This is a genomic window from Pseudomonas sp. HY2-MNA-CIBAN-0224, from assembly GCF_040310285.1.
Lineage (GTDB): Bacteria > Pseudomonadota > Gammaproteobacteria > Pseudomonadales > Pseudomonadaceae > Aquipseudomonas > Aquipseudomonas helleri.
Genome location: NZ_JBEOPQ010000962.1, coordinates 1 through 231 on the forward strand (window position 1 = coordinate 1; position 231 = coordinate 231).

Annotated in this window: 1 protein-coding gene; it reads right to left on the minus strand. The window is 49.4% G+C overall.

All coding sequences use genetic code 11. The annotated features are described in order from the left end of the window. A partial coding sequence (locus AAEZ03_RS29105; protein ID WP_350583492.1) for a JAB domain-containing protein occupies positions 1-231 on the minus strand: 231 nt, incomplete at both ends.

Genomic DNA, 231 nt, shown 5'->3' on the forward strand with positions numbered 1-231 from the left:
CTCGTAGGTCAATAGGTTATCTGCCGTTGAAGGAGTCGCATCAGTATGCGGATGATTGTGCGCGACGATTAATTGACCAGCAGCGTGACTCAACGCGTGACGGAGTACGTGCTTGATACAGACCGAGCACGACGAGATGCCACCAGTAAACAGTATTTCAAAGTTTAGCAGATTTAGCGCATTGTCTAAGCAAAGGACGGCAAAGACTTCACGATGCTCACCGCGCAATTG